19 protein-coding genes are annotated in these 22,227 nt (G+C 70.6%); 7 read left to right on the top strand and 12 right to left on the bottom strand.

Annotated features, from left to right (window positions below; all coding sequences use genetic code 11):
* Positions 1-119: 119 nt before the first annotated feature.
* The 3 genes from QU602_RS07780 to QU602_RS07770 form a co-directional block, all read right to left on the bottom strand.
* Entirely contained in the window at positions 120-1,394 is a 1,275-nt protein-coding gene (locus QU602_RS07780) for an MFS transporter (protein WP_308799691.1), read from the bottom strand.
* Between the two features lie 91 nt (positions 1,395-1,485).
* The gene (locus tag QU602_RS07775) at positions 1,486-1,797 is read right to left on the bottom strand and encodes a thiamine-binding protein (RefSeq protein ID WP_308799690.1); all 312 of its coding nucleotides are present in this window, start codon (positions 1,795-1,797) and stop codon (positions 1,486-1,488) included.
* Positions 1,797-3,101, bottom strand: coding sequence for a glycosyltransferase 87 family protein (locus QU602_RS07770; RefSeq protein WP_308799689.1), 1,305 nt, complete (start codon positions 3,099-3,101; stop codon positions 1,797-1,799). Before QU602_RS07770 ends, QU602_RS07775 begins: the two co-directional genes overlap by 1 nt.
* Before the next feature lie 131 nt (positions 3,102-3,232).
* Between QU602_RS07770 and QU602_RS07765 the strand changes: the two genes are divergently transcribed.
* The 3 genes from QU602_RS07765 to QU602_RS07755 are packed head-to-tail and all read left to right on the top strand — an operon-like array spanning position 3,233 to position 5,717.
* Positions 3,233-4,078 carry an ABC transporter substrate-binding protein gene (locus QU602_RS07765; RefSeq protein ID WP_308799688.1) on the top strand — a complete coding sequence of 282 codons (846 nt, stop codon included), beginning with the start codon at positions 3,233-3,235 and terminating at the stop codon, positions 4,076-4,078.
* 38 nt (positions 4,079-4,116) lie between these two features.
* Positions 4,117-4,971, top strand: coding sequence for an amino acid ABC transporter permease (locus tag QU602_RS07760; protein ID WP_308799687.1), 855 nt, complete (start codon positions 4,117-4,119; stop codon positions 4,969-4,971).
* Positions 4,968-5,717, top strand: a complete 750-nt coding sequence (locus tag QU602_RS07755) for an amino acid ABC transporter ATP-binding protein (RefSeq protein WP_308799686.1) — start codon at positions 4,968-4,970, stop codon at positions 5,715-5,717. The genes QU602_RS07760 and QU602_RS07755 overlap by 4 nt, the downstream gene beginning before the upstream one ends.
* A gap of 83 nt (positions 5,718-5,800) precedes the next feature.
* On the opposite strand, the gene QU602_RS07750 is transcribed toward QU602_RS07755, so the two are convergent.
* The 5 genes from QU602_RS07750 to guaB1 form a co-directional block, all read right to left on the bottom strand.
* Complete coding sequence (locus QU602_RS07750; RefSeq protein WP_308799685.1) at positions 5,801-6,658, bottom strand: ADP-dependent NAD(P)H-hydrate dehydratase; 858 nt, start codon at positions 6,656-6,658, stop codon at positions 5,801-5,803.
* Positions 6,659-6,704: 46 nt separating this feature from the next.
* Positions 6,705-7,088 (bottom strand): VOC family protein, encoded by a 384-nt coding sequence (locus QU602_RS07745; protein ID WP_308799684.1) that lies wholly within the window; start codon positions 7,086-7,088, stop codon positions 6,705-6,707.
* Positions 7,089-7,147: 59 nt separating this feature from the next.
* Positions 7,148-8,185 carry a hemolysin family protein gene (locus tag QU602_RS07740; RefSeq protein WP_308799683.1) on the bottom strand — a complete coding sequence of 346 codons (1,038 nt, stop codon included), beginning with the start codon at positions 8,183-8,185 and terminating at the stop codon, positions 7,148-7,150.
* On the bottom strand, positions 8,182-9,519 hold the full coding sequence (locus QU602_RS07735) for a hemolysin family protein (RefSeq protein WP_308799682.1): 1,338 nt from the start codon (positions 9,517-9,519) through the stop codon (positions 8,182-8,184). Before QU602_RS07735 ends, QU602_RS07740 begins: the two co-directional genes overlap by 4 nt.
* Before the next feature lie 116 nt (positions 9,520-9,635).
* On the bottom strand, positions 9,636-11,075 hold the full coding sequence (guaB1, locus tag QU602_RS07730) for a GMP reductase (RefSeq protein ID WP_308799681.1): 1,440 nt from the start codon (positions 11,073-11,075) through the stop codon (positions 9,636-9,638).
* A gap of 169 nt (positions 11,076-11,244) precedes the next feature.
* Between guaB1 and QU602_RS07725 the strand changes: the two genes are divergently transcribed.
* Entirely contained in the window at positions 11,245-15,090 is a 3,846-nt protein-coding gene (locus tag QU602_RS07725) for a multifunctional oxoglutarate decarboxylase/oxoglutarate dehydrogenase thiamine pyrophosphate-binding subunit/dihydrolipoyllysine-residue succinyltransferase subunit (protein WP_308799680.1), read from the top strand.
* A gap of 198 nt (positions 15,091-15,288) precedes the next feature.
* Here QU602_RS07725 and QU602_RS07720 read toward each other — a convergent pair whose 3' ends face one another.
* The 3 genes from QU602_RS07720 to QU602_RS07710 all read right to left on the bottom strand — a co-directional run bounded on the left by QU602_RS07720 (position 15,289) and on the right by QU602_RS07710 (position 18,479).
* Positions 15,289-17,529, bottom strand: coding sequence for an MMPL family transporter (locus tag QU602_RS07720; RefSeq protein ID WP_308799678.1), 2,241 nt, complete (start codon positions 17,527-17,529; stop codon positions 15,289-15,291).
* Positions 17,530-17,601: 72 nt separating this feature from the next.
* Positions 17,602-17,859: a mycothiol system anti-sigma-R factor gene (rsrA, locus tag QU602_RS07715; RefSeq protein ID WP_308799677.1), complete on the bottom strand. Its 258-nt coding sequence runs from the start codon at positions 17,857-17,859 to the stop codon at positions 17,602-17,604.
* A complete protein-coding gene (locus QU602_RS07710) occupies positions 17,856-18,479 on the bottom strand; it encodes a sigma-70 family RNA polymerase sigma factor (protein ID WP_308799676.1) in 624 nt (207 codons plus the stop codon). Before QU602_RS07710 ends, rsrA begins: the two co-directional genes overlap by 4 nt.
* Positions 18,480-18,613: 134 nt before the next feature.
* Between QU602_RS07710 and aroA the strand changes: the two genes are divergently transcribed.
* From aroA to bcp, 3 genes are read left to right on the top strand one after another with little or no spacing between them, the layout of a single operon-like run.
* The gene (gene aroA, locus QU602_RS07705) at positions 18,614-19,981 is read left to right on the top strand and encodes a 3-phosphoshikimate 1-carboxyvinyltransferase (protein WP_308799675.1); all 1,368 of its coding nucleotides are present in this window, start codon (positions 18,614-18,616) and stop codon (positions 19,979-19,981) included.
* Positions 19,978-21,027 (top strand): ribosome small subunit-dependent GTPase A, encoded by a 1,050-nt coding sequence (gene rsgA / locus QU602_RS07700; protein WP_308799674.1) that lies wholly within the window; start codon positions 19,978-19,980, stop codon positions 21,025-21,027. The genes aroA and rsgA overlap by 4 nt, the downstream gene beginning before the upstream one ends.
* A gap of 29 nt (positions 21,028-21,056) precedes the next feature.
* Entirely contained in the window at positions 21,057-21,530 is a 474-nt protein-coding gene (bcp, locus tag QU602_RS07695) for a thioredoxin-dependent thiol peroxidase (RefSeq protein ID WP_308799673.1), read from the top strand.
* 129 nt (positions 21,531-21,659) lie between these two features.
* On the opposite strand, the gene QU602_RS07690 is transcribed toward bcp, so the two are convergent.
* Positions 21,660-22,100 (bottom strand): hypothetical protein, encoded by a 441-nt coding sequence (locus tag QU602_RS07690; RefSeq protein ID WP_308799672.1) that lies wholly within the window; start codon positions 22,098-22,100, stop codon positions 21,660-21,662.
* Positions 22,101-22,227 lie beyond the last annotated feature (127 nt).

Genomic DNA, 22,227 nt, shown 5'->3' with positions numbered 1-22,227 from the left:
CCCCGGCGCACCGACGACCACCGCATACGACCACATCCCTCAATGAGTGGATGTTAATATATCCAGTGTCCCCGGACGGCGAAAGCTCCGATGCGCATTCATGGGCCGCGCCGGCGAACTCAGTCGAGCGCGGGTGTCGCCGCGGTCGTCACCGCAACGACGACCCCTCGCCGGCGGCGCGACCGGTCAAGGCCGAAACTCGCGACGGCGAGCGCACTCCCGACGAGCGTCAGCAGCACGCCGATCCACACCGGCGCGACGTATCCGAGTCCACCCGCGATCGCGAGCCCGCCGAGGAATGCACCCAGACTGTTGCCGATGTTCAGCGCCGAATGATTGAGCGCGGCCGCGAGCGACTGGCTGTCGCGCGCGACATCCATGAGCCGCGCCTGGATCGTGGGCGAGAGCGCCGCGGAAGCGCCGCCGACGAGGAACAGCCCCGTGAACAGCCCGACCGGGTTCGCGGCCGTGAGCGCGAGCAGCACGAGCGCGAACGCGAGCACGACGAAGAACAGGTACATCGCGCGGCGCACGCTCCAGTCCGCGAGCCGGCCGCCGACGAGGTTCCCGACCGTCATACCGAGACCGATCGCGACGAGCGCGAACGGCACGAGCGCTTCGCGGAGCCCGGTGACCTCGGTCGCGAGCGGCGCGACATAGCTGTACACCGCGAAGAGCCCGCCGAAGCCCACGGCGCCGATGCCGACCGCGAACCAGACCTGCGCCCGCCCGAACGCCGCGAGCTCGCGCCGCATGGTCGCGCGCGCATCGCCGGGCTGCCAGGGCACGGCCGCAAGCACCGCGACGAACGTGAGCGCGAAGATCGCCGCGACCGCGAGATAGGCGACGCGCCACCCGGCGGCCTGCCCGAGCCACGTGATCGCCGGCACCCCGATCACATTGGCGATCGTGAGTCCCGACAGCACGAGTGCGACGCCGCGCGCCCGCTTGCCGGGCCCCATGAGGCTCGCCGCGACCAGCGAGGCGATGCCGAAGTAGGCCCCGTGCGGGAGCGCCGACACGAAGCGGGCGACGAGCACCAGCTCGAAGCTCGGCAGCACGGCCGAGGCGACCGTGCCGAGCGTGAACGCGGTGAGCAACCACAGCAGCAGCCGCTTCCGCGGCCACCTGGCGGCGGCCGCCGCAATGGTCGGTGCGCCGACGACGACCCCGGCCGCATAGGCCGAGATGATCCACCCTGCACGCGCGTTGGCCTCCTCCGGCGAGGCTGCGTACAGCGACGGCATGAGGTCGGCCGCGATGTTCGGCAGCAGCCCCATCGCGACGAACTCGGTCGCGCCGATGCCGAAGCCACCGAGGGCGAGCGCGAGCAGGGCGAAACGAACGCGGGCCGGCGACCAGCTGGTCGTCGGCCCGTCTGCAGCGAGGGTCACCGGTCGATCATCTCACGATTCGAATCGATTCGAGGCGTCGAACCGTCACCCGTTCGGCGATGACACCGCGCGACGTCGGGAACCGCTCCGCTCAGGCGTTCTGGTCGCGGATCGCCTGTTCCAGCCGCTCGACCTTGCCGTCGAGCTCGCCGGTGCGCCCGGCCCGGATGTCCGCCTTCAGCACGAGCGAGACCCGCGGGCCGTACTCGGCGACCGCCTCGGTCGCGCGCTTGATCACGTCGAACACCTCGTCCCACTCACCCTCGAGCTCGGTGAACATCGACGTGGTCCGATTCGGCAGGCCCGACTCGCGGACGATGCGCACGGCCGCGGCGACCGCGTCGTGCACCGACCCCTCGGGCCCCTCGGCGCCGCTCGGCGCGACGGAGAATGCGACCAGCATCATGCCTCCTGGATTCGGGTCGTGCCGGCGCGTAGCCCGCGCGCGGCTCGATCGACCCGCTCGCTTCCAGCCTGCCACAGCGAGCGGATGCCCCAGACGAGCAGCGCGACGAGCAGCGCCGATTTGGCGGTGAGGAGCAGGACCGAGCCGGGGCTGGCCGCGAGCAGCCAGCCGTACCAGTACGGATAGATGAGCTGGGTGAACACCGCGACGAGCCCGGCGAGCACGGCGGGCACCGTGAACCGCCGTGGCGCCGTCGCGAGGCCGAGCACCACGGGCGCCGCGAGCCACGTCGCGAACTGCGGCGAGCCGACCTTGTTGGCGAGCATGAGCACGACGACCAGCGCGAGCGCGAGCGGCGCGAGGATGCGTCCGACGGGCGCTCCGCGCCGCGCGGCGCGAACCCCCACGAGGCCGACCGCGAGGATGCCGAGCGCCATCGCGGGCGTGGTGAGCGACGCGGCGGTCTCGACGCCCGGCCCGATGATCTGGTACGTGAGGATGTCGCGGTCGTACTCGACCGCGACATCGGGCGCGCCGGAGACGATCTGCCAGAGCCACGGCACGCCGATCGGCGCCTCGACCTGCAGCCCGCGACCGGCCTGCTGGCCGATGAAGCCGAAGACGTTCAGGCCCGACCCGGCGAGCAGGCAGACGCCGACGATGCCGACGCTGAGCGCGGCCGCCACGGTCACCACCTCGACCCGCCGCCGGTGCACGATGACGAGCGCGGCGAGCAGCGCGGCGGGCCAGACCTTGACCCAGGTCGCGATGGTGAGCAGCGCCGCCGCGACGCGCGGCCGGCCGGCCGCGAGGAGCAGACCGACGAGCGCGAGCGGCACGGTGACCGCGTCGATGCGGCCGAGCGCGATCGGCCCGAGCGCGGCGAGGAAGGCGAGCCACCACCACGCGGCGACGCGGCGGGTCCGCGACAGCCGCCGTTGCCCGATCAGTATCGCGAACGCGATCCCGTCGAGCACGGTCATGAGCCCGAGCCACGTCACCGGGTACCAGGCTGCGCCGAACGCGAGCGAGGCCGTCATCGGCGCGAAGGCGAGGATGGGATACACCCATGGCGCATCGATGCCGATCCGCAGCCATCCGTTCGCCGCCTGTTGCGTCCACATCAGGTAGACGCTCTCGACGTCGCCGAGCGGCCAGCCGGGCGCGAACAGGTTCAGCCACGCGAGCGCCGCGTGCACGGCCGCGAACGCGGTCCAGAGCGCAGCGCGCCCGGCGAGCGCGCGGCGCACCGCGCCCCGGTTCGGAGCGACGGATGCCTCGCGCCCGCCCCGTGCCGTCATGGCAGCGATCCTAACCGAGCGCTCCTGCGGAGATCGCGCTGTCATATATCGCCACGCAAGGGACGGCGACCGGGTGGATGGGCGATGCTGGACCTGCACCCCACCCTGCCCGAACCCGTCCGGAGGCCGCCATGAAGACCCGCCTGTTCGCCGCAACCGCCCTCGCCGCTGCCGCGGCACTCGGCCTCGCCGGATGCGCTTCGGGATCGGACGCGGGCGACCCGACCGAGACGGCCGGCTCGGGAAGCGGCTATGTCACCGAGGGCGTGTTCACGGTCGGCACCGGCGAGCCCGCCTACTACCCCTGGGTGATCGACGACGCGCCCGAGTCGGGCGAGGGCTTCGAAGCGGCGGTGGCGTACGCCGTCGCCGAGCAGCTCGGCTTCGACGCCGAGGACGTCGTCTGGGTCCGGACCACCTTCGACCAGGCGATCGCACCGGGTCCGAAGGACTTCGACATCAACCTGCAGCAGTTCTCGATCACGCCCGAGCGCGAAGAGGCCGTCGACTTCTCCTCGCCGTACTACGAGACCACGCAGGTCGTCATCACCGTCGAGGGCTCGCCTGCCGCCGACGCCTCGAGCCTCGCCGACCTCAAGCCGCTCCTCGTCGGCGCACAGACCGGCACGACGAGCCTCGACGCGATCGAGGACGTCATCCAGCCCGATCAGGGCGCACAGGTCTTCAACACCAACGACGACGCGAAGTTCGCGCTGCAGAACGGCCAGGTCGACGCGATCGTCGTCGACCTGCCCACGGCGTTCTACCTCACGGGCGTCGAACTCGACGGCGGGCTCATCGTCGGACAGATCCCGGGCACCGAGGGCGCCGACCAGTTCGGCCTGGTGCTGGAGAAGGACTCGGCGCTCACGGCCGACGTGACGGCCGCGGTCGACGCACTCCGCGAGGACGGCACGCTCGACGCGCTCGCCGCCGAGTGGCTGGGCGGCGACGACACCGCGCCGGTCCTGCAGTAGCCGCACGCCGGAGCATCCGTGTCCAGTACCGTGTGCCTGTGACCGACACCGCCTGGCAGCCGAGCGCGCTCGAGCTCGATCGGCGCGCGTTCCGCACGCGTCAGACGCGACGGTCCGTGCTGATCAGCGTGCTCAGCACGATCGTGTTCGCCGGACTGCTCGTGTGGGCGGTCGCCGGCTCGCCCGGATGGGCACGGGTGCAGGAGTCCTTCTTCAATCCCGAGGTCGCGATCGCCTCGCTGCCGAGGGTGCTCGAGGGGCTGCTGCTGAACCTGCAGGTGCTCGTCTTCGCGATCGTCGGAGTGGCGCTGCTCGGGCTGCTCCTGGCGAGCCTGCGCACCCTCCGCGGACCGGTGTTCTTCCCCGTGCGCGCCCTCGCGGCCGGGTACACCGACCTGTTCCGCGGCATGCCGCTGATCATCGTGCTCTACCTCGTGGGCTACGGGGTGCCCGGCCTGCAGTTCTTCGACCGCATGCCCGCGGCGTTCTGGGGCACGATCGCACTGATCCTCGTCTACTCCGCCTACGTCTCCGAGGTGATCCGGGCGGGCATCGAGGCGGTGCACCCGTCGCAGCGGCTCGCGGCCCGCGCGCTCGGCTTGAGTCACGGTCAGACGATGCGCCGCGTCGTCCTCCCCCAGGCCGTGCGCAAAGTCACCCCGGCGCTCATGAACGACGTCGTGGCGATGCAGAAGGACGTCGGGCTGATCTCCGTGCTCGGCGCGGTCGACGCCGTGCGTGCCGCACAGATCGAGACCGCGCACTTCTTCAACTTCACGCCGTACGTCGTCGCGGGCCTGCTCTTCGTGCTGCTCGCGTGGCCGACGATCCGGCTCACCGATTGGCTCACGGCGCGCATGCGCGCCCGCGAACAGGCCGGGAGCATCGTATGACCGAAGCGCGCACGGACGGCCCGGTGCTCTCCCTCCGAGGCATCCGCAGATCGTACGGCGACCATCACGTGCTGCAGGGCATCGACCTCGACGTCTCCGCGCACGAGGTCGTCGCACTGATCGGCGCCTCGGGGTCCGGCAAGTCCACGCTGCTGCGCACCGTGAACCTGCTCGAGCCCGTCGACGACGGCGTCATCCGCTTGACGGGCGACGACATCAGCGATCCGCGGGTGAACGCGGACCGCGTGCGCGGCCGCATCGGCGCGGTCTTCCAGCACTACAACCTGTTCCCGCATCTCAGCGTGCTCGACAACGTCACGCTCGCGGCGCGCCTCGTGCACCGGATGCCTCGCGCCGAGGCCGAGCGCCGGGCCACCGAGTTGCTCGCGACGATCGGACTCGAAGACTTCGCCCGGTCGTTCCCCGACCGCCTCTCGGGCGGTCAGCAGCAGCGCGTCGCGATCGTCCGCGCGATCCTGACCGAGCCCGAGCTGCTCCTCCTCGATGAGATCACGAGCGCGCTCGACCCGGAGCTCGTCGGCGAGGTGCTCGCGCTCGTGCGCTCGCTCGCCGAACGCGGGACGACGATCCTGATGGCCACGCATGAGATGGCGTTCGCGCGCGAGGTCGCCGACCGTGTCGTGTTCCTGGAGCACGGGCGCATCCTCGAGGAGGGGCCAGCGGCCGAGCTGCTCAGCGCCCCGCGTGAGCCGCGCACGAGGGAATTCCTGGCCCGGTTCCTGTAGGCCCCGCACGCTGGTCGGGTAGCGGGCGTCAGCGTCTCGAGACCCGGCGCCAGGTCTCGATGCGCGTGCTCCTCCGTCGCGTGCTACTCGACCAGCGTGAGCAGCCGGCCGATGATGTGCGGAACCGCCTCGGCCACGTCGAGCGCCGCGATCGGACCGCCGCCGAACCGCTCGCTCGCGAGCCGGCCCGCCTCGGCGTGCACGAACGCGGCCGACGCCGCGAGCGAGGTCAGCACCGTGGCATCCGTCATGATCTCGTCGTGGTGACCCGCCACGAGGGCACCCAGCACCCCGCCCAGGACGTCGCCGGTGCCGGCCGTGGCGAGCCAGTGCGTGGACGCGGCCACGCGCAGCCGCCGGCCCGAGGGATCCGCGACGTGGGTCACCGCGCCCTTCAACAGCACCACCACGCCGAGCTCGTGGGCCGCGCGCGCCGCCCACCCGGCGGGGTTGTCGAGCACCGCGTCGCGCGTCGTGCGGATCTCGCGCGACACCAGCAGGGTCGCGAGCTCGCGCGCGTGCGGCGTGATCACCGTCGGGCCGTTGTGGGTGCCGACGAGATCGAGTCCGCCGGCGTCGAGCACGACCGGCACGCCCGAGGCGAGCGCGTGCTGCAGGTCGCCTGAGAGGACGAAGGTGCGATGCGAGGCATCCATGCCGGAGCCCAGCAGCCACGCCTGCACGCGACCCGACTGCGTCACCGTCTCGGGCCGACGCGACAGCACGGCCGCCCGGACCGGCCTCGGACCGATGTAGCGGACCATGCCGAGGCCCGCGCGATGGGCCGCCTCGACGCCGAGTACTGCGGCCCCCGGGAACTCCGTCGAGCCGGTGATGACGCCCAGCACCCCGCGCCGGTACTTGTCGTCGCCGGCCGCAGGCCGCCGCACCCACGCCGCCGCGTCGACGGCCGCCCACTCCGACCAGGCACCCTCGTCCATGGCCCAACCCTACGGGCCAGACACTCACGCGTGCGCGGACGTGCGGTCAGACCTGCACCCGATCGCCGATCGCGACGATGTTCCCCTCGCTGTCGGTGAACCAGGCCGTGCGCAACCCGTCGATCTCGGCCACGCCGTCGACCGTCGTGAGCCCGGGCAGGTCGTACTGGTTGAACTCGACGCCGCGCTCCCGCAACCGCTCCATATCGCGGTCGAGGTCGTCGCTCTCGATGCCGAGCGCGGTGTTCTGCGCGGTGCCCGCGAACTGCGTACGGTACACGAGCACGCGGATCCCGCCGATCATGATGAAGAAGGCCTCGTCCTCGAGGCTCATCTCGGGCTCGCTCTCCAGCACACCCGTCCAGTAGCGGCGCGCTCGGTCGAGATCGGACGCCGGCAGCACGGCGTAGGCGGACGCAGACTCGAACATGATCAACCCTCGATTCTTCGGGTCGGTCCGGAGTCTACGCCGCCTGCGCGCCGGCCGTGTCAGTGACGTCTGGTCGCGTCCTGCACCTCGCCGACGAGCTCCTCGATGATGTCCTCGAGGAAGATCACACCCGTCGTCGCACCCTCCCGGTCGAACGCACGCGCGACGTGGGTGCCGAGGCGCCGCATGGTCGCGAGCGCGTCTTCGAGGTCGGTCTCGTCGAAGATCGAGACCAGGCGCCGCACGCGTTTGGCGGGCAGCGGGTCGTCGAACTCGCCGTTCTCGAGATCGATCACATCCTTGAGGTGCACGTACCCGGCCGGCTCGCCGTCCTCGCCGAGCAACACGTACCGCGAGAAGCCGTGCCGCGCGACCGCGCGCTCGACGTCGGCGGGTGTCGCCGTCGGGGGCAGGCTCACGAGCTGCGCCATCGGCACCGCGACGTCGCTCACGCGCTTCGTCGTGAACTCGAACGCCGCGGTCAGCGTGCCGCTGGCATCGTCGAGCACGCCTTCGCGGCGCGAGCGGTCGACGATGGTCTGCACCTCCTCGAGCGTGAACGTCGAGTTCGCCTCGCTCTTCGGCTCGACGCCGAAGAGTCGCAGCACGCCGTTCGCCGTCGCGTTCAGGGCCACGATCGCCGGCCGGAACACGCGCGCGATCCACACGAGCGGCGGTGCGAGCAGCAGGACCGCCTTGTCGGGCAGCGAGAAGGACAGGTTCTTCGGCACCATCTCGCCGAAGACCACGTGCAGGTACGACACGAGCACGAGCGCGATCACGAACGCGATCGTGCCGATGACCTCCTCGGGCCAGCCCGTCAGGTGCAGCGGGATCTCGAGGAGGTGGTGGATCGCCGGCTCCGACACGTTCAGGATGAGGAGCGAGCAGATGGTGATGCCGAGCTGGCTCATCGCGAGCATGAGCGTCGCATGCTCCATCGCCCACAGTGCCGTCTTCGCCCTGCGGCTGCCGCGCTCGGCGAGCGGCTCGATCTGCGATCGGCGAGCCGAGATCACGGCGAACTCGGCGCCGACGAAGAACGCGTTGCCCGCGAGCAGCACGACCAGCCACGCGAGACCGATCCAGTCGTTCATCGCGACCCCTCCGGCCGTGCGCCCTCGTCGTCCGGATCCGGATCCGGATCGGGGATGAACCTGAGTCGGTCGATCCGGCGGCCCTCCACCCGCTGGACGACCAATCGCCCGCCCTCGACGGGCACCTCGTCACCGACGACCGGCAGCCGCCCCAGCAGGCTCACGACGAAGCCGGCCACGGTCTCGTAGTCGCCGTCTTCCGGCACCCGGATCCGCGTCCGATCGAGCAGCTCGTCGGGCCGCAGGCTCCCGGGGAAGCTCACCTCGTCGCCCCGGCGAACGATGCCGGCACGCGCGCGATCGTGCTCGTCGGCGACCTCGCCCACGAGCTCTTCGACGAGGTCTTCGAGGGTCACGACGCCGGCCGTCCCACCGTACTCGTCGACGACGACCGCCATCTGGTAGCCGCGCCCGCGCAACTCGCCGAGCAGCGTGTCGAGCGTCATCGTCTCGGGAACGCGGACCACCTCGGTCTGCAGCGCCGATGCGGGGACGTCGGGACGGCGCTCGCGGGGTACCGACACGGCCTGCTTCACGTGCACGACGCCCACGATGTCGTCGAGGTCCTCCTCGTAGACCGGAAAGCGCGAGTATCCCGTCTGGCGCGCCAGGTCCAGCACCGTCTCGGTCGACTCGGATCGCTGCACGGCCGCCACCCGAGGCCGCGGCGTCATCACGTCCGACGCGTCGTGCTCGGAGAACCGCAGCGTGCGGCCGAGCAGCGTGGCCGTGTCCTGCTCGAGCAGGCCGGCGCTGGCCGAACGCCGGACCAACGACGACAGCTCCTCGGCCGAGCGGGCGCCGGAGAGCTCCTCTTTAGGCTCGATGCCCATCGCACGGAGCAGTGCGTTCGCGGAACCGTTGAGCACCACGATCGCGGGCCGGAAGAACCAGGTGAAGGCGGTCTGGAACGGGATGACGACCTTCGCCGTGGCACGCGGCAACGCGAGCGCGAAGTTCTTGGGCACGAGCTCGCCGATCAGCATGGACAGCAGCGTGGCGACGACCATCGCCGTGATCGCCCCGAGCGGCCGCACGAGCGCCTCGGCGACACCGATCGCCGCGAGCGGGCCGGCGAGCAGCGACGAGATCGCTGGCTCCATGGTGTACCCGGTCAGCAACGTGGTCAGCGTGATGCCGAGCTGCGCACTCGACAGGTGCGTGGACGTGATCTTCAGGGCGGCGATCGTGAGACCGAGCTTGGTCTCACCCTTCGCACGGCGTGCCTCGAGGTCGGCACGGTCGAGGTTCACGAGCGCGAACTCGCTCGCAACGAACAAGCCCGTGCCGATCGTGAGCAGGAGACCGATGGCGAGGAGGATCCACTCAGACATCGGCCGCTGCCCGATACGTCACGGGCGAGGGTCTATGACCGGGTGAGGTCGATGAAGGGGGTTCGTCCATGATCGCCTCAGTCTACCGAGATCGCGCGGAATGTGGCCGCTGACGATCACCAGCTGACGGGCAGCGCCTTCCCCTCCTCGTAGCCGGCCGCCGACTGGATGCCGACCCTCGCCCGGTCGCGGAACTCGGCGAGACTGCGCGCCCCGGCGTACGTGAACGAGCTGCGCACGCCCGAGGTGATCATGTCCAGCAGGTCTTCGACGGACGGCCGCAGCGGATCGAGGTAGATCGAGGACGACGAGATGCCCTCGGCGAACAGCTCGCGGCGTGCGAGCTCGTAGGGCGAGAGCCGGTCGAAGCGTTCGCGCACCGCCTTGGTCGAGGCCATCCCCCAGCTCTCTTTGAACGCTCGGCCGGCGTCGTCGACGCGGAGCGTGCCAGGCGCCTCGATCGTGCCCGCGAACCACGAGCCGATCATCACCGCCGACGCCCCGGCGGCCAGCGCGAGCGCGACGTCGCGCGGGTAGCGCACGCCGCCGTCCGCCCACACGTGCGCGCCGTGCTCACGCGCCGCTTCGGCGGTCTCGAGCACCGCCGAGAACTGGGGCCGGCCGACGGCCGTCATCATCCGCGTCGTGCACATCGCGCCAGGCCCCACACCGACCTTGAGCACGCTCGCGCCCGCGTCGACCAGGTCGGCCACGCCGTCGGCGGTGACGATGTTCCCGGCCGCGATCGGCAGGTCGAGACCGAGCTCACGCACCGCGCGGATCGCGCGGAGCATGCCCTCCTGGTGGCCGTGCGCGGTGTCCACGACCAGCAGGTCCACCCCCGCATCGGCGAGGGCCTTCGCCTTGGCGGCGACGTCGCCGTTGATGCCCACCGCCGCGGCGACCCGAAGCCGGCCGTCACGGTCGACGTTCGGCGCGTAGATCGTGCCGCGGAGCGCGCTGCGCCGACTCAACGTGCCCACGATCCGGCCGTGGCGCAGCACCGGCGCGAACTCCAGCCCGGCGTCGACCATCAGGTCGAACGCGCGGCGCGGCGAGTCCACCTCGTCCGCGTCGATCGACGCGAGGTCGCCGTGCACCAGGTCGCCGAGACGGGCATCGGGCAGCGCGGTGCCGAGCCGCTCGGCCGGGATGCACCCGGCGAAGCCGCCGTCGGCATCCTCGAGCACCACGCCGTGGCCGGCCGCGGCGGGCGGGACGAGCAGCGCATCGGCGGCCGTGGCGTCCGGCGAGAACACGTGCGGGGTGTCGTAGGCGACCGGCTGGGACTTCACCCAGCGGATCGCCTGGTCGAGCTCCTGGAGATGCAGGTCCTGCGGGAGCACGCTGAGGCCGCCCCGGCGGGCGAGCGTCGCGGCGAGTCGCGGGCCCGTCACCGAGTTCATGTTGGCGGACACGATCGGCACGCTCGCGCCCGAGCCGTCGTCGGTCGCCAGCGAGACGTCGAGCCGGCTGGTCACCCCGGATCGCGACGGCACGAGGAACACATCGGAGTACGTCAGGTCGTGAGTGGGCGCCGTCCGATAGAACTCCATGGCTTCCACGCTACCTCGCAGCGGAGGCGACGCGGCCCGGCCGGTGTGCCGGCCCGGCCCGGCCGGGGGTTAGGCTTGTTCATTGGGTGATCGGGTCCAGCGCGATGGCGTGTCGTGGCTCATCGCCGTGAAGGCAACCAGCGTCAACGGAGAGAGTGGGCGAGAGGCTGTGTCGAGCCAATTGACCGGGTCGGGTTCTGAGGAGCATACGGCGGCGGAGTTCGGAGCCAATGAATGGCTCGTCGACGAGATGTACGAGAAGTACGTCGCTGATCCGTCGACGGTGGACCGAAGCTGGTGGCCGGTCCTCGAGCAGTACCACCAGTCCAAGACGCAGGGCTCGCCCGACGGGAACACCGACGGGCCGGCAGCTCCGGCCGGCGATGCGGCCGCCACCGAGGCATCCGCCCCCGCCGAGGCATCCGCCGCCACCGAGGCATCCGTCCCCACCGAGGCATCCGCCCCCGCCGAGGCATCCGACCAGGCGGCTGCGCCCGCAGCCTCGGCACCCGGCGAGGCGGCCGCCGCGGAGCCGGCGCCCATCACGGCGCCCGCGCCGGTGCTCGGCCAGGCGCCCGCCGCACGCACCACGTCGCAGGCGCCGCGGCCCGAGCCGGTGCCCGCCGACGTGCCCGTCACCAGTCCGCAGCCGGTCGTGGCCGATGAGGAGCGTCACGACGAGGTCGTGACGCTGAAGGGCATGCCGAAGGCCCTCGCGGCGAACATGGACGCCTCGCTCACCGTGCCGACGGCGACGAGCGTGCGCACCGTGCCGGCGAAGCTCATGATCGACAACCGCATCGTGATCAACAATCACCTCCGTCGCTCCCGCGGCGGCAAGATCTCGTTCACGCATCTCATCGGCTGGGCGCTCATCCAGGCACTCAAGGAGTTCCCGAGCCAGAACGTCTACTACTCCGAGCCCGACGGCAAGCCGTCGCTCGTCCGCCCGGCGCACATCGGTCTCGGCATCGCCATCGATCTGCCCAAGCCCGACGGCACCCGCGCCCTGCTCGTCCCCGCGATCAAGCGCGCCGAGACGATGACCTTCAACGAGTTCCTCGCCGCGTACGAGGACCTCGTGTCCCGCGCCAGGCAGAACAAGCTCAAGGCCGACGACTTCCAGGGCGCCACCATCTCGCTGACCAACCCCGGCGGCATCGGCACCGTGCACTCGGTCCCGCGCCTCATGAAGGGGCAGGGGTGCATCATCGGCGCAGGTGCGCTCGAATACCCCGCCGAGTTCCAGGGCTCCAGCGAGAAGACCCTGGCGAACCTCGCCGTCGGCAAGACGATCACGCTCACCTCGACCTACGACCACCGCGTGATCCAGGGTGCGGGCTCCGGCGAGTTCTTGAAGAAGGTGCATGAGCTGCTCATCGGGCAGCGCGGCTTCTACGAGGACATCTTCGCCGCGCTCCGCCTGCCGTACGAGCCCATCCGGTGGGCGCCCGACATCAACGTCGATCTGGCCAGCGCGATCGACAAGACCTCGCGCGTGCAAGAGCTCATCAACGCGTTCCGCGTGCGGGGCCACCTCATGGCCGACATCGACCCGCTCGAGTACGTGCAGCGCTCGCACCCCGACCTCGACCTCGACAGTCACGGCCTCACGTTCTGGGACCTCGACCGCGAGTTCGTGACGGGCGGCTTCGGCGACACCCGCACCGCGCTGCTCCGCGACATCCTCGGCATCCTCCGCGACTCGTACTGCCGCACGATCGGCATCGAGTACATGCACATCCAAGACCCCGTGCAGCGAAAGTGGATCCAGCACCAGGTCGAGCGCAAGTACGAGAAGCCCAACCACAACGAGCAGATGCGGATCCTCCGCAAGCTGAACGAGGCCGAGGCGTTCGAGACGTTCCTGCAGACGAAGTACGTCGGGCAGAAGCGCTTCAGCCTCGAGGGCGGCGAGTCCGTCATCGCACTGCTCGACGAGATCCTCCAGGGCGCGGCGAAGGAAGGCCTCGACGAGGTCGCGATCGGCATGGCGCACCGCGGCCGGCTGAACGTCCTGACGAACATCGCCGGCAAGACCTACGGTCAGGTCTTCCAAGAGTTCGAGGGCACCGCCAGTGCGCACGGCTCAGGCGACGTGAAGTACCACCTCGGCACCGAGGGCACCTTCACCGCGGACGAGGGCGAGCAGATCACCGTCACCCTCGCCGCGAACCCGTCGCATCTGGAGGCGGTCGACGGGGTGCTCGAGGGCATCGTCCGCGCCAAGCAGGACCGCAAGCCCATCGGCACCTTCTCGACGCTGCCGATCCTCGTGCACGGCGACGCCGCCATGGCCGGCCAGGGCGTCGTGCTCGAGACGATGCAGATGTCGCAGCTGCGCGGGTACCGCACGGGCGGCACGATCCACGTCAACATCAACAATCAGGTCGGCTTCACGACCGTCCCCGGCGACGCGCGCTCCTCGATCTACTCGACGGACGTGGCGAAGACGATCCAGGCGCCGATCTTCCACGTGAACGGCGACGACCCCGAGGCCGTCGTGCGGGTCGCCGAGCTCGCCTTCCGGTACCGGCAGGAGTTCAAGCGCGACGTGGTCATCGACCTCGTGTGCTACCGTCGCCGGGGCCACAACGAGGGCGACGACCCCTCGATGACCCAGCCGCTCATGTACAACCTCATCGAGGCCAAGCGCTCGGTGCGCAAGCTCTACACCGAGGCGCTCGTCGGCCGCGGCGACATCACCGAGGACGAGTACGAAGAGGCGCACCGCGACTTCCAGGACCGCATGGAGCGCGCGTTCGCCGAGACGCACGCGGCGCAGACCGGGGCGATCCCGATCGTCGGCGGGTCGGGCACGGACACCGACGGCGGCGCCGAACCCGCCGCGGGCGAGCTCGAGACCACCGGTGTCTCGCTCGAGGTCGTGCACGCCATCGGCGATGCGTTCAACAACAAGCCGGCCGGATTCACGGTCCACCCGAAGATCCAGCAGTTGCTGACGAAGCGCTACGAGATGAGCCGCACCGGCAAGATCGACTGGGGCTTCGGCGAGCTGCTCGGGCTCGGGTCCCTGCTGCTCGAGGGCACGCCCGTGCGGTTCGCCGGGCAGGACGCCCGGCGCGGCACGTTCGTGCAGCGGCACGCGGTGCTCCACGACCGTGCGAACGGCCAGGAGTGGCTGCCCCTGCAGAACCTCTCGGAGAACCAGGCGAAGTTCTGGATCTACGACTCGCTGCTCAGCGAGTACGCCGCGATGGGCTTCGAATACGGCTACTCGGTCGAGCGAGCCGATGCGCTCGTGCTCTGGGAGGCCCAGTTCGGCGACTTCGCGAACGGCGCGCAGATCATCATCGACGAGTTCATCTCGTCGGCCGAGCAGAAGTGGGGTCAGCGCTCGAGCGTCGTGCTGCTGCTCCCCCACGGCTACGAAGGGCAAGGCCCCGACCACTCCAGCGCGCGCATCGAGCGGTACCTGCAGCTGTGCGCCGAGAACAACATGACCGTCGCGCGCCCGTCGACCCCCGCATCGTACTTCCACCTGCTCCGTCGCCAGGCGTACGCCCGGCCGCGGCGGCCCCTCGTGGTGTTCACGCCGAAGGCGATGCTGCGCCTGCGCGGAGCGACGAGCGAGGTCGCGGACTTCACGAGCGGCAAGTTCGAACCGGTGATCGACGACGCACGGATCACCGACAAGGCGGCCGTGAAGCGGGTCGTGTTCCTGTCGGGCAAGCTCTACTACGACCTGCTCGCGGAGCTCGAGAAGAATCCGAACCCCGAGATCGCGCTGGTCCGGCTCGAGCAGCTGTATCCGCTCGCGGCGACCGAGCTGAAGGCGATCGCCGACTCCTACCCGAACGCCGAGCTGATGTGGGCACAGGACGAGCCCGAGAACCAGGGGGCGTGGCCGTACTTCATCATCGAGACGAACAAGCTGGGGCCCCGCGAGGTGCGGGTCGTGGCGCGCGCGGCCGCTGCGTCGCCCGCCACCGGGTCGGCCAAGCGACACGCCCTCGAACAGCAGGACATCGTGCGCCGCGCGCTCACGCTGTAAGCGCGAGCGTCGGCGGCGCCGGCCACCATGCGAAGAGCGGATGCCTCGTGGCATCCGCTCTTCGCGTTCGCCGCCGCGTCTCCCTCATCGAGCGGTCGCGGATGGCGGGTATGAGCGCGAGACACACACCATCAGCGACCGCTCGGCGGTTCCGGGTTCTGGGTTCCGGGTTCCGGGTTCCGGGTTCCGGGTGAGGCGTTACTTCGCGCTGCGGCTCAGCTTCGACGGCCACCAGATGACCCGGCCCAGGTCGTAGGAGAGGGCGGGCACGAGCAGGGTGCGCACGAGGAAGGTGTCGAGCAGCACGCCGAACGCGACGATGAACGAGATCTGCGCGAGGAACAGGATCGGCAGCACCCCGAGCGCGGCGAAGGTCGCCGCGAGCACGAGTCCGGCCGACGTGATCACGCCACCCGTCAGGCGGAGGCCCCGCACGATGCCGGGACGCGTCCCGACGAGCGCCGACTCCTCGCGGACCCGGGTCATCAGGAAGATGTTGTAGTCCACGCCCAGCGCGACCAGGAACACGAACGCGAACAACGGCACCGAGGGGTCGGCCCCCGGGAACCCGAAGATCCCGTTGAACACGAGTGCCGAGATGCCGAGCGCCGCCGCGTACGACAACACCACGCTCGCGATGAGCAGCACCGGTGCGACGATCGCGCGCAGCAGCAGCATGAGGATCAGCAGGATCGCGGCGAGCACGAGCGGGATGATCAGCGTCCGGTCCGCGATCGACGCCTCGACCGTGTCGAGCGCGACCGCGGTCGGCCCGCCGACCAGCACGTCGTCGCCGACCTCATCCAGTCGCTGACGCAGATCGGCGATCGTCGCCTCGGCCTCGAGCGAATCGGCCGGGTCGGCGAGTGTGACCTGCAGCAGCACCTCGCCGTCGACCACGGTCGGCGCTGGCGCCGGCGTCCCTGGCGGCCCGAACGCCTGCACGCCGTCCGCCGTGACCGGTGCCTGACCGGCCGGCGAGTCCGAGGCGAGCACCGCGACCGACTCGACACCGTCGGTGGCGAGCGCCAGGTCGGTGATCGCCTGAAGCTCAGCCTCAGGGCCGATGACCACCGCGGGCGTGCCGGACCCGGCCGGGAAGTGCTCGCCGAGCAGCTGCTGACCGTCGCGCGCCTGCGACTGTCCGAGCACGAACTCGCTCGACGCCACCCCGTCGGCCTTGAGCTGCGGCAGGCCGAGGCACATCGCGGCCAGCACGACCACGGACGCGATCCACACCGTGCGCGGCCGCCGGGAGACGAGACGCCCGATCGCGGCCCACAGGCCGCGCTCGCGCCCGAGGGCCGGTGCAGGCGCTCCGGCCGACGCGGATGCCTCGGCCGAGGCATCCGCTCGCCTGACCTTCCGCGGCCAGAACGCGACCCGACCCGCCCAGAGCAGCAGCGCCGGGAGCAGCGTGAGCGCGGCGAGCAACGCGAAGACGATGCCGATGGCGGCGACCGGACCGAGGATCTTGTTCGAGTTCAGCTCACTCGCGAGCAGGATCAGCAGACCGACGATGACCGTGCCGCCGGAGGCGACGATGGGTTCCCAGGCGCCCTTGAGCGCCGCCCAGGTGGCATCCCACTTCCGCTCGTACTGGCCCAATGCCTCGCGATACCGCGCGATGTAAAGCAGTGCGTAGTCGGTCGCGGCGCCGATGACGAGGATGAACAGGATCCCCTGCGTCTGCCCGGAGATGGGCAGCACGTCGGCCGCCGCGAGGGAGACGACGACCAGCACCGACGCGCAGAGCGCGGTGAGGCTGGTGAGGAGCACGATGATCGGCAGCAACGGCGACCGGTAGACGACCACCAGGATGACGAACACCGCGGCGAGCGCGACCGCCAGAAGCAGGCCGTCGATGCCGCTGAACGCTCCCGCGAGATCGGCGGTGAAGCCCGCCGGACCGGTCACGGCGGCGTCGGCGCCCGGGATCGGCGACGCCTCCAGCAGGCCGCGCATCTCCTCGACGACGTCGCGCGGGCCGCCTTCCCCGTCGCCGGAGTCGATCGAGGCGACGAACTGCGCCGCCTGCCCGTCATCGCTCACGATGACCGGTGACGTCTCGTCCGCCACCACGCCCTCGAGCTCGAGCACCTCGTCCCGCAGGTCGGCGACCGCGTCGAGCTGCGCCTCGTCGAGATCGTCGTCGGACGCGACCACGACGATCGCGGGGATCGCGTCGGAGTCGCGGAACGCCTCCTGCAGCTCGTTCACCTCGGTGGCCTCGGCCGAGGCGGGCAGGAACTGCGCCTGGTCGTTCACGACGACGTCGGACAGTGAGCCGAACGAGGCGCCGCCGGCGCCGAACAGCGCCAACCAGACGAGGATGAGCACCGTCGGGATGGTGACGCGAAGCCACACGGGCACGCGGCCCGCTCGATGACGGTGGTGCGGGTGGTGCTCGTGGTGCGGGTGGTGCTCAGTCGTGTCCATCGGGGACGACGCTACGCGGCGCCATCACGTCGGCGCTTCCACCGAAGGGTTGATCCGGCGGGGTTCGGCGCGTCAGTCGACGACGAGGACACCGTGCGCCTGGATCTCACGGATCCGGGTGAGGACGACGGTGCGCAGCTCGTCGGGTGCGCTCTCACGGCAGGCGCGCTGCACGACCTCGGTGATGGTGATGCCCACCTTCAGCTCGGCCGAGCAGTCCGGGCAGTTCTCCATGTGCTCGCGGATATCCGCGGCGTCCTCACGACGCAGCTCGTTGTGCAGATACTCCTCGAGCTCGGCTCGGGCCTTCTCGCAACCGCAGTCGGTCATTTCGCACTCCTGGTGGGTCGGTCGGCTACGGCGAAGCCCTGTCCGCGGGCGTAGTCGGCGAGGGACTCGCGAAGCAGACGCCGGCCACGGTGCAGGCGGCTCATCACGGTCCCGATGGGGGTGTTCATCAGATCGGCGATCTCCTGGTAGGAGAAGCCTTCGACGTCGGCGAAGTACACGGCGAGGCGGAAGTCCTCCGGCAACGCCTGCAGGGCATCTTTGACCGCGCTGTCGGGCAGGTGGTCGATCGCCTCGGCCTCCGCCGAGCGGCTGGACGTCGCGGTCGTCGACTCGGCGCCACCGAGCTGCCAGTCCTCGAGCTCGTCGATCGTGCCCTGATACGGCTCACGCTGCTTCTTGCGGTACGTATTGATGAAGGTGTTGGTGAGGATCCGGTACAGCCACGCTTTGAGATTCGTCCCCTGCGTGAACTGGGCGAACGCGGCATACGCCTTGACGAACGTCTCCTGCACGAGGTCTTGCGCGTCGGCGGGGTTCTTCGTCATGCGCAGCGCCGCCGCGTAGAGCTGATCGAGGTAGGGCAGCGCCTGCTCCTCGAAGAGCTCCCCCAAGGGGCGTTCCGCTTCGGTCGCCGCGGCGTCCATCTGGTCGGCAGTCATCACCGGCCATCCTAGATCGTCCGGCGGGAGAACACCCTTGACCGACGTGACCTGCGGGACCGCCGGCCGCTCGAGCACACTGATCGTCACTGGCACCGTTCCCTTCGTACGCCTCGCGCTACTGTTGATAACCGATGCAGATTTCGAGGTATTCCGAACCAGAGTTCGATCCGTACGGCGACGCCCGGCAGACCGAGTCCGATGACGGATGGCTCGCGCCGGTCGCCACCGGGCCGCTCGAGGCCGTCATCTCGCTACCGGGGTCGAAGTCGCTGACGAATCGCGAGCTCGTGCTCGCCGCACTGTCCGACGGGCCGTCGACGCTGCACGCCCCGCTGTGGTCGCGTGACAGCGAGCTGATGATCGAGGGCCTGCGCGCGCTCGGGACCCGCATCGAGCGGATCGCCGGTGCTGGCGAGTTCGGCGACGACCTCGTCGTCACCCCCGCCGACGAGCTCACGGGCTCGACCACGATCGACTGCGGGCTCGCGGGCACCGTCATGCGCTTCCTCCCGCCGGTCGCCGCGCTCGCCCTCGGCCCGACCACGTTCGACGGCGACGAATACGCGAGACGCCGCCCCATGAGCGGGGTGATCGACGGGTTGCAGTCGCTCGGCGTCGACCTCGCCGACGACCGTCGCGGCACACTCCCGTTCACCGTCCACGGCACCGGGAGCGTCGGCGGCGGCGAGCTCGAGATCGACGCCTCGGCATCGAGCCAGTTCGTGTCCGCGCTGCTGCTCTCGGCCGCCCGGTTCGAGCGCGGCCTCGATCTGCGTCATCGCGGCGAGCGGGTGCCGAGCCTGCCGCACATCGAGATGACCATCGCGACCCTCGCGAGGCATGGTGTCGCCGTCGCGACCCCTGAGCCGGGTCGCTGGGTCGTGGAACCCGGTCCGATCCGTGCCGCCGACGTCGCGATCGAACCCGACCTGTCGAACGCCGCGCCGTTCCTCATCGCCGCGCTCGTCGCGGGCGGCTCCGTGACCATCACGGGCTGGCCCGCCGAGACGACGCAGGTCGGCGCCCAGCTCATCGACCTGCTGCCGCGATTCGGCGCGCGCGTCGAGCGCGACGGCGACCGCCTCACGGTGCACGCGCCCGCAGGGGACGACGGGCGTCGCGGCATCCTCGGGGTCGGCCTCGACCTGTCGGAGGCCGGCGAGCTCGTCCCGAACCTCGTCGCGCTCGCGGCACTGGCCGAGACGCCGAGCACGTTCACCGGCATCGGGCACATCCGGCACCACGAGACCGACCGCCTCGCCGCGCTCGCGACCGAGCTCAACGGGCTCGGCGGCCGCGTGACCGAGCTCGACGACGGTCTGCACATCGAGCCGGCCCCGCTCACCGGCGGGCCGTGGCGCGCGTACGCCGACCACCGCATGGCGACCACCGGCGCGATCGTCGGTCTGGCCGTTCCCGGTCTCGTCGTCGACGACATCGGCACCACGTCGAAGACGCTGCCCCAATTCACCGAGCTGTGGGAGCGACTGCGGGCATGAGCTGGTGGGACGCGGACGACGACGAGGACGACGAACCCGAGTTCGACGAGTCCGATGTCCGCGTACGGCCCAACCGGCGCGGCAGCAGGCCGCGCAGCAAGGTGCGTCCGGAGCACGCCGACGCGGTACGCGGCGTCGTGCTCGGCGTCGATCGCGGCCGGTACTCGGTGCTCGTCGACGAAGCCGGTCCGACCGAGCGCGAGCTGACGGCGGCCCGGGCCAGCGAGCTGCGCCGGAAATCGGTCGTCACAGGCGACTTCGTCGACCTCGTGGGTGACACCACGGGCGAACCGGGAACGCTGGCCCGCATCGTGCGGATCGGCGAGCGCAGCACGCTGCTGCGCCGGAGCGCCGACGACACCGACGAGGTCGAGCGCATCATCGTCGCCAACGCCGACCAGATGCTCATCGTCATCGCCGCCGCCGATCCCGAGCCGAGAGTCCGGCTCGTCGACCGCTATCTCGTCGCCGCGTACGACGCGGGCATCGCCCCGCTGCTCTGCGTGACGAAGACCGATCTCGCCGACCCCGCCACCTTCCTCGAGAACTTCGCCGGACTCGACATCCCCGTGTTTTTGAGTGGGAGCGAGCGGATGCCGCTCGAGGCGATCGCTGAACGCCTCATGGGACATCGCACGGTGTTCGTAGGCCATTCGGGAGTCGGCAAGTCGACGCTCGTGAACGCGCTCGTCCCGAGCGCGCACCGGGCCACCGGCGGCGTGAACGTCGTCACGGGGCGCGGACGTCACACCTCATCGTCGACCGTCTCGCTGCGGGTCGAGGCCGGCGAGCGGCACGGTTGGGTGATCGACACCCCCGGGGTCCGTTCGTTCGGCTTGGGACACGTCGACCTATCGAGCATCCTCGCCGCGTTCACCGACCTCGCCCGGATCGCCGAGCAGTGCCCCCGTGGCTGCACGCACCTTCCCGACGCGCCCGACTGCGCGATCGTGGAAGCGGTCGACGCCGGCGAGCTCGGCGAGACGGGCGCCGCGCGTCTGGATTCGTTGCAGCGGCTGCTCGGCACCTTCGCGCCGGGACGCTGACCGGGCCCTGCGGTGCCTACGATGGAGGCATGACCGAAGCTCGACTCGCCGCCGGCGACCTCGCCCCCGACTTCACCCTCACCGACCAGCAGGGCTCGCCCGTGACGCTGTCGGATCTGCGTGGGTCCAAAGTCGTCCTGTATTTCTACCCCGAGGCGATGACGCCCGGGTGCACGACCGAGGCGTGCGACTTCCGCGACAACCTGAACTCGTTCGCCGCAGCGGGCGTCACGGTGCTCGGCGTGTCCAAGGACGACGTCGACAAGCTTCGGCGTTTCGCCGAGCGTGACCGGCTGACGTTCACGCTGCTCTCCGACCCCGACCTCGCCGTGCAGCAGGCGTACGGCGTCTGGGGCGAGAAGTCGCTCTACGGCAAGACCGTCGTCGGCTCGATCCGTTCGACGTTCATCCTCGACGAGGACGGCCGGGTCGAGAAGGCCATGTACAACGTCAAGGCGACCGGGCACGTCGCGCGGCTGCGCCGCGAGCTCGGGCTGGACTGAGCTCGGGCCCGGACTGAGCTCGGCCGGACTGAGCTCGGGCCGGACTGAGCTCGGGCCGGACTGAGCTCGGCCGGACTGAGCTCGGCCGGACTGAGCTCGGGCCGGGCCGCGCGGGGCGGCGTGCGTCCGTCAGGACGCCGCCGTGCCGCGCTCCTCGTTCGAGTAGGCGAGGCGCACCGGCGGCCAGAGCAGCAGCCCCACGACCACCACGGCCGGAATGAGCAGCAGCCAGCCGATGTCAGCGCGAGCGAACAGCCCCTGGAACGCCCCGATCGCCACGGACAGCTGCAGGAACTGCCAGACGATGGCCGACGCCCTCGACCACCCGGCGAGGCGGACCGCACCCACCGCGTTCGCGACGGTCCAGACGGCCCCGAGCGCCGCGACCACGATGAGCGCGATCGCCGTCGCGTACGACGACGGTCGCAACGCGAAGAGGTCGATCACCAGCCAGCCGACCACCGCGACGACGGCCGCCGCCTCGAGGAACAAGAGTATGCGCACGACCGCGAGCGCCCCGCGGGCGCGCGCCGTCGTCCGCTCGGATGCGTCGTCCGCAGCCGCATTCACAGCGATATCCCATGCACGACTATTGATTCGCCTTCCGCGCTATGCCAACATTTATGAGGCCGAATCGATGCTCACAGGGACGTGAGCCGATCAGTCTCTGATCCTACTTCCCGAGGTTCGGCTTTCC

It is taken from the genome of Agromyces protaetiae, assembly GCF_030866785.1.
GTDB lineage: Bacteria > Actinomycetota > Actinomycetes > Actinomycetales > Microbacteriaceae > Agromyces > Agromyces silvae.
The sequence above is the reverse complement of the archived record's forward strand: the minus strand, read 5'-3'. Positions and strand labels throughout refer to the sequence as shown.